This is a genomic window from Aestuariivirga sp. (assembly GCF_044239095.1).
Classification (GTDB): domain Bacteria; phylum Pseudomonadota; class Alphaproteobacteria; order Rhizobiales; family Aestuariivirgaceae; genus Aestuariivirga.
In genome coordinates, this window is sequence record NZ_JBIICB010000152.1 from 1 (window position 1) to 9,876 (window position 9,876).

The following is a 9,876-nucleotide window of genomic DNA, read 5'->3' on the forward strand; positions in this document are numbered from 1 at the left end:
ACGTTCCAAGCAAGTGTGGCGAATGCAGAATGTGTTTCAGTATCCACCATGTCAGCTGCGCACGAGCGCCCTCTTGAGCACATACATTGCAGGGCGCTGGAAGCCCGCTTTCTTCAGCGTGTTGATGAGTGGCCAAGCCCGCCGGACGCGGGCTGTGAATGGATAGCCCAGTTCAGGGAGAATTACGCCCAGGTCGGAGTGGGCACGCGCCATGGCATGGGTGTCTCCATGTTCCCAGCCAAAAAGGAACTCGTTCTTCACATTATTGAAGAACCGCGCCCCAAACGTATCTCGGGCCCAGTGCAGATGCAGCAGATTCTCGTCAGGATAGAGTGCAAGGAGCTTCTTGAAATAGATGAGGCGCGAGTCCTTCATCCGGTCTGTCGAGGAGGACGACCCGGCATAGAGCCGCCAGCGCGTTACCGGCCGGTTGACATAGGCGCTGCGGTAGCCGGCGCGGAACATTCGCATGAAGAGATCGTCGTCCTCGTAGCCAGAGAGGCGTTCGTCGAACCCCCCGACACACAGGATCGCTTCCCGCGCAACAAGCGAAGCGCTCGGCAGGATCATCATGTCAATCGCAAGGCAGTCCGTCATGCGCCGCTTCGGGTGGGGGGCGGCGTGATCGTCAAGCACCGAATAGCCCATCCATCTGCCTTCACGATCGACCGTGTCGAGATTTCCGTAGACCAAGCCCAGCCGCGGGATCGTGCCAATGGCAAATGCCTTGGCGAGTATCTCGAGGTGTTGCGGATACCAGGCGTCATCCTGATCGAGAAACGCCACATGTGAGCATGAAGTATGGTGGATGGCCATATTGCGGGCTGACGACTGTCCGCCGTTCAGCTTAGAGAGCAGCGTTATGTTACGGGTGGCCGCAAGCGAACGCACGATATCAGCTCCCGCATCCGTAGATCCGTCATCGACCACGATGATCTCAGTGGGCGCCAGCGTCTGTGTGAACACGCTCTCGATTGCCTCGCGGATGAAGGGGGCACCGTTGTAGAGCGCGATCACGGCACAGATCGTCATTGGCGCAGTGGCCTGGTCTGCCTTGCTGTCTTGGGGAGGCTGGATCATGGATAAACCGAGGGGGGCGGCGGGCAGCCCACAGTGGCGGCCTGCTCACCATTCGCGAGCACATAGACGAGGCAGGACTGCAGCACTTCGCCCGTTGGCTTCTGCAACTGCCACACACTAGGACCGCCCCCCGTCAACGCCATGATTTCGGCTTTCACGTAACGATCAGGGTGGACGTCAAAGATCCGGTAGGCGTTGTCCTCGAGTGTCGAAAGGGAGAAGGCATAGGAGTGGATCTGTCCGTCCCCGTTGATCAGTCTGAGTTCGGCTTCGCCGGAGTTCTGGCGCATATATGTTCCGAACATAATGCCAACCGCCACCACAGGTGAGTTGGAGGCGGAGGCCTCCTGCGGCCAGGCAAGCGCCTGCGTCACGCCTCGCTGGAGTGGCGGACCTGCGCGCATCAGTCCAGCCTGCGAAGCGGGCGCGGACGGCGCTTCAGCAACGGCAGGCGCTGGTACTTCAGGACCAGCGGCCTGCGGGACTGCCGTCGGGGATCCCGTGGTTGCTGTGGCTGGCGGTAGCCAGAAGCGCTGCGCCAGAAGCTGTGTTGTTCCATAGGTCGTGGTGAGCAGCATGGCCAGCGCGAGTCCACGGCCCAGCCAATCCACCACGCGCCAGCGGGTGGCGCCGGCGCCCAGCGCATAGGCTGTCATCAGTGCCGGCGGGACAAAATAGCGTCCCGACGCGCCTTCGATCATCGTCGCAGGGTGAGGCGTCCAGGTGAGGAGCAGTGCCACGAAGATTAGGATAATGTCTCCCGCCGCGCATAGCAGCAGCAGCAGGCGGTAACGCAAGCGGAAGTGTCCGACCGAGTACAGAAGCGATACGACAAAGCTCGCGAGAACGAGGCTCCAGAAGAGCGAGTACCATGCCGGTGTGAAGATCGTATCCAGCCATCCGAGCGCTCCAATAAAGCTTACGCTGTAGCCACGCAGGTGCGGCGGATCGCTGAGAGTGTTGGCCAATACTGTGAGGAAGGCCAGCGGATCATGGAGGTAAAATGCGAGGATGTCGCGCGTCGGCATGCCGGTGATGGAGCCGAAATAGCTGTTGGCGAGGAATACGTAGATCGTCCATGCCAGGGTGATGACCAGCGCTGCCGCCCCGAGCGCCAGTGTTCTCTTCTGCCGGCAGAGAAGAAAGGCGGCGAAGGGCAGGAGCAGCAGCGGCGTGAGGTTGATCTTCGTCATGCCGAGCAGCGCGACGCTGACGGACAGAAGTATCAACTGCGCGTTGCCGCACTTTCGCTGCGTTGTGGCGACATTGGCGAAGAGCGAGATGGACAGAACCGAGACGGCATAGACCATGCTTTCAAGATTAACGGACGCGAGCTGAAAAACGCTCATTGGCAGGGCAAGAATTACCAGTACCGCCGGCACCGGCGCAGCGAGGCTGAAAGCATAGAGCAGCACGAGCACCGCGGCTCCGAAGGCGGCCGCTCTGGCCATCCGGACGGAGGTATCGACGGAGAAATCGAGGACGCGGCCTGCGGCGAGGCCGGCCGCCTGCGGCGCATACAGCAGCGGCAGGTAGAAGCCGGTTTTAGGAAGGGGGACGAACTGCTCCGAGCCACTCCACCTAATCGCCTGCATTTCGGCGATGCGCTCGGGAGTCACCTTGCCCAGGGTTTGGCTGGCCTTATCAGTTTTCAGGATTTTGATATAGTCCAGTAGCGCGGGATCGATCATGCCACCACGCGCGGGAACGGCGGATAGGTTGCTCAGTGTGTAGGCCTGGAGAAGATGTGCCGGTGCGTCAGGGGCCTGAAGCGGCGGCGCCAGCGCCATGAACACTGAACCACACAGGAACAGACAAGCGAGGTAGAGCCGCGTGAACGAATCATCCAACCAATGGGCCGTTGCCGGCCTGTGCTGCTCCTGCGCGGCGGTGGGTGGCCTGTCGTGCCGATCCGTGTTCACGTCGAGGCCAGGTTCAAGCTGGAGTGAACGATACGAAGTCATGGTTGGTCTCATACTCTTCAGTAAAATGTGCGCCGCAGTGATCAGGTCGACGACGAGGTTCACTTTGACGCCACAGGACTCTCTAGCTGATCCGGGCTGACGCGCAAGCGACGTGCAAAGCAAGTAAAGAACAACTATTGCGTGAATTAGCTGCCTTACTTGTAATGGCGCAGGCAGTCCGTTACCTAGACCGTTTGTTGCATGAAGGCACCGAAGCAAGTTATGAGACGGCAATCACCAGCGCCTTTAGTGCCAATCGGGAATTGAAAACATGGCTGACTCCTACCGCAAGTCCGAAGGCCTTGTGCTGACCGAAGTTGCGGACGGGGCCATTGTCCACGATGCGGAGATGAAGTCGATCCACCATCTAAACCCGGTCGCTGCGCTGATCTTCGTGCTTTGCGAGCCGGTGCTGACGGTAGGAGACATCGCTCAGGTGCTGGCTGAGGAGTTTGGGCTGGAACGCCCCCCAATCGATGACGTCTCAGGCCTTCTCGAGGAACTCCAATCCAAGGGCTTGGTCGTGGCGGAGGCTGCCTGAGGGCTTGCATGTGCAGGCCGGGGAGTGAAGGCATCATTCGGTTCGCTGGTGATTTCCCGCGGGTGCTGATGGCGGCCGAGCTCGGAATTCCCCAGTGCCGGAAGTATCGTGTGGCGCAACGGCAGGAAGTGCTGGGCAGGTTCGGGGTTCCCACCACTCTGCTGGAATGGCGGGAGGTGGCTGCCCTTCGCCGCGCCCTGCCGGAGCACGATGCCCTGATGCTCTACCGCGTGCCGGCGTCTGCCTCGGTTCTCTCGCTCATCTCTGAAGCAAGATCCCTCGGTCTCGTGACCTGTTTCGAGATCGACGATCTCGTCTGTCAGCCCGACCTTTACCTGGCAAACACCAATCTGCACGACCTTTCGTCTGACGAAGTGAGGATGATGATGATCGAAGCCACGCGCATGTCGGCGACTGCCCGGCATTGTGACCGTGGCATCGGGAGCACGCCTGGGATTGCCAGCCAGCTGTCCGGGCTGTGTGGATCTGCCTCGGTCATTTCCAACGCGCTTGACTGCGAAACCTTGGCTCTGGCCGCGCGACCGCGGATGCGCAGCTTGGACGGCAGGGTACGGATCTTCTATGGCACCGGAACGCGCACCCATGACCGTGACTTTGCCATCGTGTCCGAGGCCCTGTCGGCCGTGCTCGACATCCGCAACCATGTGGAAATCTGGCTGGTGGGGCCGGTTCGCGCGGGGCACGGTCTCGAGGGGCATCCTCGTGTGAAGCACTTGGGCTTGCGCAGCTTCCCCGACTACATGGAACTCCTTGCCGGAGCTGACATTTCGATCGCTCCTCTCGAGGGCACGGCCTTCAACGACGCGAAGAGTAACATCAAGTTTCTTGAGGCGAGCGCCCTTGGCATCCCGTCCGTCTGTTCTCCGCGCGCCGAATACCGTGCCGCTATCCGGCATGGCGTGACAGGCTATCTTGCGGAGACGACCCAGGATTGGGTCGGGTCTCTCCTCGCGCTGGTGGATAGTACGGAGCAACGAGTGACAGTTGGCCGTCTAGCACTGAGCAGCGCGCGCGAGCACTACGATCTTGATGTCATCATGCGAACGCAGGTGGCAGATTTCCTTGGCAGCCTTGCCGCGATGCCGCGAATCAGCGTGGAGTACCGCAGATGACATCCGAACACCCGTTGATCGAGTTCGACGCCACCTTCTATCGAACGCTCTATCCTGATGTCGTACATCTCGATGATTCATCCTTGCGCGTGCATTTCGAAACCATTGGCGAGCGGGAAGGCCGTGTCTGTCACCGGCTTGCGACGAGACAGGGGTTCCTTGAACATGTCCCTGCCACGGCGGACGTGCTGGAAATTGGTCCCTTCCATGCACCGTCGCTGACATGCGCCAATGTGCGGTATTTCGATCTGCTGGAACGCGAAGACCTGAGGCGCAGGGCCATAGCGCATTCCCTGCCGCCCGAAGGCGTGCCTCAAATCGATTTCTCTCATCCCGAAGGCGATCTTTCGGGCATTGATGCCAAGTTCGATATTGTATTCAGTTCACACGCCATTGAGCATCAGCCTGACCTGGCATTTCATCTGCAGCAGGTTTCTGGCCTCCTGAAGCCCGGCGGTTGCTACATGGTTGCGGTACCCGACAAGCGTTACTGCTTTGATCAGGCTATTGCCGAATCGAGCATCGCAGACGTCTTGGCCGCCCACGCCGAGGAGCGCAGGCGCCATACGCTGCGCAACCTCATCGACAGCCGGGCTCTGGGCACTCACAATGATTGCACGCGGCACTGGGCTGGCGACCACGGATCAATGGACTTCGATCAGTCCGTGAGACTGATTGGCCTTGCACGTGCAGAAATGGAGAGATCTGGCGGAGCCTATATCGACGTGCATGCCTGGCGCTTCACTCCGCGCGGGTTCTCCCTCATTCATCGTTATCTTCGTAGCCTCGGGCTGTCGCCGTTCCGCGGGGAGCGTGTGTTCTCGACATGCCGGAATACAGCGGAGTTCATGGCGATCCTCGAAACCCGGCCACCCAACGGGGCCTGCTGACATGCCATTTGCTGTTCCCGTGATCCGCAACCTCATTCTCGTTGGGCAGCCGAGCCAGATCAATACCAATGACCTTCTGGTTATCCGTGATTGCATGAAGAAGGTTGCAACCGACGTCCGTGTCATGCTCGTTGGCCGCGAGGATGATGCCCGGCTCATCACGCCGGAGTTCTGGCGAGAACGTACGCTGACCGTAAGCTTCGGTCCTCTCGGTCGCTTTCAACCGCTGCGTGGACCGGTTCTGGCCAACCGTAGCATAGCCAAGCTGGATCAGTATCATATGTTGAGGAAGGCTGGGGTGCGGACGCCCCTGACTGCGCCTTTCGAACCGGGCTCAAGCTTCGATCCACGAGAGTGGGGAGCGCTGGTGATCGTCAAACCTGCGCAACTCTCCCGCACCTCAAGCGGGGAGGGCCTGGCGCTTTTCCGTACCGAAAGGATCAACGCAATCGCCTTGGGTGAACAACCGGCACCACAAGGATTGCTGGGCCAGATGCTCGTGCAGAGTTTCGTCGATACGGGCCCCCGCTTCAGCGTCTACCGATGCCTCACGCTGTTTGGCTCACAGATCTACCAGAGCGTGGCTGAGGCGGAGCACACTCATCCGCCCCTTGCAGGCTCAGACGACGCGACGATCGAAGCGATCCACCCTGAACCGCCGCGCGGGAGCACCGGCGTGCGTCTGAGCAAAGATCCCGAGATCGCGGATTTTGCCTGTCAGATGGCCGCAGCCTTCCCCGATGTGCCGATCCTGGGCTGTGATATCCTCCGGGAACATGGCAGCGGTGAACTGTTTGCGGTCGAGGTGAATGCGGGCGGGAACGTCTGGCATCTTTCTTCGCCGCGCGCCGCGCCATGGCGGCGGATCGACAGCACCGTGCGCTACCTCCGCGAGTTCAACTCGTTTGAGACCGCCGCGTATGCACTGGCCCGCACTGTGCGGGCACACGCCACCTAAAGGCCATTCAGAACGTCAACAGCCTCCTGCGCGCGGCCGAGATCGATCAGCGCGCGCGCCTTGATGCGCCTCGCACCCTCACGGAAGATCTGCTTGTCGAATGCCAGGAAGCAGAGTGGCAAGCGTTCCGGATCCACCGCCAGGAGGGCATCGGCTAGAGCAAGTGCCGCCTCGGGGTTGCCACTGGCCACGTGCCTGTGTGCGAGAAGAAATGTCAACGCGTGGTCTTGCGGCACGCGTTCCAGACCTTCCTTCAGAATGTCGACAGGGTCCTCGCCGCGCCGGAGCATGCTTCGTGCCTGGAACTGGTAGATCAGGCTTGCATCCTGGCGAGTCTTTTCGTCGGCGGCTGACTGTGCAGCACGGATACCTGTACTTGCCGAGACCGCCGCCTCCTCATGTCGTCCCATCGCATCAAGTGTTTCTGCAAGATGGTACCAGAGATAGACGCGCTCCGGACACTCGAGCACGGCCATCTGCAGCAACGGCAGGTTTCGAAGATGCTTGGCGGCCTGGTCTACGTCATACCCCAGGTGGTCGATGCTCGCGCCCGACATGCCGATGGAACCGCCGCCATTGGCAGAAAGCGAGAGCATCGCAGGATAAAGGGTCTCATGGATCCGCCCCGTGAAGCGCAACCGTTCGTCGCGCCGGTGCAGGCGTGGATCGATGTAGCGCGTGAAACCGGACTTCGGCTTGAAGGTCACCCAAGCGCCTGTCCAGCTTGGTTCGATGGTTTCGGCCAGTTTCGCGCCGTCTGAAACAATTAGCCGCTCATCGGCGTCGATGTAGAGGACCCAGTCCGTCCTGCATGCGGCCAGGCCCATGTTACGCGCGGCGGCAAAATCATCGCACCAGGAGAACTCCAGAAGCCGCGCGCCCCTTGCACGAGCAATGCTCCGGCTATCGTCCGTCGATCCCGTATCGACGATTATGATCTCGTCGACATGTTTCTCAAGTGAGTCTAGGCATCCCCTGAGAACCGCGCACTCATCGCGCACGATCATTGCGGCGGTAATGTTCGGCTTCATTTCACGCTTTGCCGAATGACCGCGAACGGCAGCACGGCGAACTGCCGCTAGTTGAAGTTCCCGGCAAGAGCGACAGGCTTTTCGAGGCCAGGCGCCTCGAGCACGAAGGTGTCCAGCTTGGGCGACAGGTAGCCCCCCTTAGCGATCTGCCGCAGGGCAGCAGAGCGGATAGTCTCGGGCAAGGGGGTCGATTGCAGCATGAATTGGCTCCTTATTATCACTTCAGTGATAGCTTGGCATACGACAGTCCGATGCGGACATCAACCCGCGCGAAGGTTGAAGCCGTCGGCATAATTGCATTCACGTAGGGCTTGTCGAGTTGCGTATCGTTGTTGATTTACACGCAGAGCTGTTCTATTACTTGGGAATGTAAATGGGAATCTGATGTTGCGACCTTTGGCGCTTCTTCGCGAGGCAAGTAATATCAGACGTGCTTGGGATAGGCGGAACATGAAGCTCAGGAACTGGATGTTGGGTGCGACTTCGGTCCTTGCTCTGCTTTTTGCTGGCGGTCATGCAACTCATGCCGGAGATGTCGTTACGGCTGCTGACGCATCGAACAGCTGGACGGGCCCGCGGGTCGGCATCGTCGGCGGATATGGCTGGGGCAAGGCCGACTATGAAGGAACGGGCCTTCTCGCGGAAGACGAGTCAGGTTCCGTCGACATCCAGGGCGCAATGCTGGGCGGCCTCATTGGTTATGACTACGGCCTTTCGAACGGGCTCGTCGTCGGTGTCGTGGGGGATTTGAGTTGGCTCAACCTCGAGGGCTCGGACTGTCAGGGTCTCGCCGGATGTGAATACGAACTACAGACCGAAATCGACGCACTGGGCACGCTGCGCGGCCGCATCGGCTTCGGCCTCGACAACCTCCTTGTCTACGGCACTGGCGGCCTTGCCGTGGGCCATGTCGATGTGTCCGTCGAAGGGTACGATGGCAGCGATAGCAAGACGATGTACGGTTGGACGGGCGGCGCTGGCGTTGAGTATCGTATCTCAGATCCCGTGACGATAGGTATCGAGTATCTTTATATCGACCTCGGTGAAAGTGAATTTGACTTTGGCTCCGGTACTGGGGTGGACGTCGGCGTCACCAGCCAGGCAGTTCGCGGCTCTCTGAACTTCAAGTTCTGATCAGTCAGGTTGGATTCGAAGCAGTGCTGCATGGCGAAGGCTTGGGGAGAACGACCTCGCCAAGCGCAGGAGATGCATTGCAAGTCCGTTCACTCTTTCCGGCTCGTGGAATTACGCATTGATGCCCTGCCGTAGCTTCCCTGCGGCGCCTCCAACGGCGGTCGTCAGGCGAAAGCTTTCTGCAGTGTTGTCAATGAAATCGGCTTAGTGCCCCTCTCCAAGGCCGGGACAGAGATTTAGGCACTGAGCGATTCTGTCAACGCCGGAGTAGAATTGGGCCATTGGCCGGCGCAAAAGTCGACCGCTTCGCCTATGGGGAAAGGCACCGGCGAGACGGATAGCGGTGAGTAAGCCGCGCCTAAGGAGGCTGGCGGGTGACTGGCCACTGTGGCTCGCGCGGTCCAGTACGAAATCATCCCGGTGGAAAGAGCTCGCCCGACTCCGGAAAGAACTTTCCGCGCCGTTCTGGTGATGATCCCGATGGGGACCCGAACCCATGGAGCGCGGGAACCGTGGGAAAAGCCGCACGCTGGGACGGATCGAGCGCGGTGGTGGGAATGGCGGCGAACCCGTCCGGAGCCCACAAGGCTGGCTTGAGACTTCTCCGGCCGGGCATGGCCGGAATCCCGGTCATGTCATCCGGGGTGCGCGCGGGTTCTGCGGCGCTGCCGGCACGCCCCTCCCTTGCTATGATAAGGCTGCAACTGGCTCAGTCTCGCCCGCCTCCGGCTCCGGCGCCGCCGCATCGACCAGCTTCGACGCCGTAATCAGCGCGACGGCGAGCTCCTGCCGGGCGACATCGCGCTGGGCGGTGAGCGTAGCGATCTGGGCGTTGAGCGCGCTTACCTGAGCCTCAAGGCTGGTAACGGTGAACATCATCCTTGCCTTGAGAGTGTCGAGTTCGGTCCCAGTGATACCGAGACTGGTGAGGGTGGCGAGGAGTTCGGGCTTCAAGTTCATGCGCGGGTCATCCCTGTGATATATTCAAGCTCGTCAAGAGGTGCGGAAAGAACCCGCCACAGTGAGTGTAGTTGATGTAGCCGACCACTTTGGCTGCACGACCCTGTTTAGTTGGGTCGTTGTTATATTGTCCGAGCCAGCAGCAAATGATGTGTTAGCTTCCAGCACTTGATAGTTCCTAGACG

Annotated in this window: 10 protein-coding genes; 5 read left to right on the forward strand and 5 right to left on the reverse strand. The window is 60.2% G+C overall.

The annotated features are described in order from the left end of the window. Positions 1–51: 51 nt before the first annotated feature. Together ACILRA_RS13910 and ACILRA_RS13915 are read right to left on the reverse strand one after the other, a co-directional pair. Positions 52–1,017 carry a glycosyltransferase family 2 protein gene (locus ACILRA_RS13910; RefSeq protein WP_395662694.1) on the reverse strand — a complete coding sequence of 322 codons (966 nt, stop codon included), beginning with the start codon at positions 1,015–1,017 and terminating at the stop codon, positions 52–54. A gap of 59 nt (positions 1,018–1,076) precedes the next feature. Beyond that, entirely contained in the window at positions 1,077–3,107 is a 2,031-nt protein-coding gene (locus tag ACILRA_RS13915) for a DUF2142 domain-containing protein (RefSeq protein WP_395662695.1), read from the reverse strand. 208 nt (positions 3,108–3,315) lie between these two features. On the opposite strand from ACILRA_RS13915, the gene ACILRA_RS13920 reads away from it, so the two are divergent. The 4 genes from ACILRA_RS13920 (at position 3,316) to ACILRA_RS13935 (ending at position 6,566) form a co-directional block, all read left to right on the forward strand. Next, positions 3,316–3,585, forward strand: a complete 270-nt coding sequence (locus ACILRA_RS13920) for a PqqD family protein (RefSeq protein WP_395662696.1) — start codon at positions 3,316–3,318, stop codon at positions 3,583–3,585. A gap of 68 nt (positions 3,586–3,653) precedes the next feature. Then, positions 3,654–4,718, forward strand: coding sequence for a glycosyltransferase (locus ACILRA_RS13925; protein ID WP_395662697.1), 1,065 nt, complete (start codon positions 3,654–3,656; stop codon positions 4,716–4,718). Then, positions 4,715–5,608, forward strand: a complete 894-nt coding sequence (locus tag ACILRA_RS13930) for a class I SAM-dependent methyltransferase (protein ID WP_395662698.1) — start codon at positions 4,715–4,717, stop codon at positions 5,606–5,608. The genes ACILRA_RS13925 and ACILRA_RS13930 overlap by 4 nt, the downstream gene beginning before the upstream one ends. Position 5,609: 1 nt before the next feature. Next, positions 5,610–6,566 (forward strand): hypothetical protein, encoded by a 957-nt coding sequence (locus ACILRA_RS13935; RefSeq protein WP_395662699.1) that lies wholly within the window; start codon positions 5,610–5,612, stop codon positions 6,564–6,566. Here ACILRA_RS13935 and ACILRA_RS13940 read toward each other — a convergent pair. Together ACILRA_RS13940 and ACILRA_RS13945 are read right to left on the reverse strand one after the other, a co-directional pair. Next, positions 6,563–7,573, reverse strand: coding sequence for a glycosyltransferase (locus ACILRA_RS13940; protein WP_395662700.1), 1,011 nt, complete (start codon positions 7,571–7,573; stop codon positions 6,563–6,565). The two genes, ACILRA_RS13935 and ACILRA_RS13940, sit on opposite strands and share 4 nt — an antisense overlap. 71 nt (positions 7,574–7,644) lie before the next feature. After that, entirely contained in the window at positions 7,645–7,797 is a 153-nt protein-coding gene (locus ACILRA_RS13945; protein ID WP_395662701.1) for a hypothetical protein, read from the reverse strand. A gap of 250 nt (positions 7,798–8,047) precedes the next feature. Between ACILRA_RS13945 and ACILRA_RS13950 the strand changes: the two genes are divergently transcribed. Then, positions 8,048–8,731 carry an outer membrane protein gene (locus tag ACILRA_RS13950; protein WP_395662702.1) on the forward strand — a complete coding sequence of 228 codons (684 nt, stop codon included), beginning with the start codon at positions 8,048–8,050 and terminating at the stop codon, positions 8,729–8,731. 687 nt (positions 8,732–9,418) lie between these two features. On the opposite strand, the gene ACILRA_RS13955 is transcribed toward ACILRA_RS13950, so the two are convergent. Then, positions 9,419–9,691 (reverse strand): hypothetical protein, encoded by a 273-nt coding sequence (locus ACILRA_RS13955; protein ID WP_395662703.1) that lies wholly within the window; start codon positions 9,689–9,691, stop codon positions 9,419–9,421. Between the last annotated feature and the right edge of the window lie 185 nt (positions 9,692–9,876).

Bases quoted from the DNA above. Each gene is read 5' to 3' on its own strand.
- ACILRA_RS13920 (WP_395662696.1), top strand. From the start codon at position 3,316: ATGGCTGACTCCTACCGCAAGTCCGAAGGCCTTGTGCTGACCGAAGTT.
- ACILRA_RS13925 (WP_395662697.1), top strand. From the start codon at position 3,654: ATGGCGGCCGAGCTCGGAATTCCCCAGTGCCGGAAGTATCGTGTGGCG.
- ACILRA_RS13930 (WP_395662698.1), top strand. From the start codon at position 4,715: ATGACATCCGAACACCCGTTGATCGAGTTCGACGCCACCTTCTATCGA.
- ACILRA_RS13935 (WP_395662699.1), top strand. From the start codon at position 5,610: ATGCCATTTGCTGTTCCCGTGATCCGCAACCTCATTCTCGTTGGGCAG.
- ACILRA_RS13940 (WP_395662700.1), bottom strand. From the start codon at position 7,573: ATGATCGTGCGCGATGAGTGCGCGGTTCTCAGGGGATGCCTAGACTCA.
- ACILRA_RS13945 (WP_395662701.1), bottom strand. From the start codon at position 7,797: ATGCTGCAATCGACCCCCTTGCCCGAGACTATCCGCTCTGCTGCCCTG.
- ACILRA_RS13950 (WP_395662702.1), top strand. From the start codon at position 8,048: ATGAAGCTCAGGAACTGGATGTTGGGTGCGACTTCGGTCCTTGCTCTG.
- ACILRA_RS13955 (WP_395662703.1), bottom strand. From the start codon at position 9,691: ATGAACTTGAAGCCCGAACTCCTCGCCACCCTCACCAGTCTCGGTATC.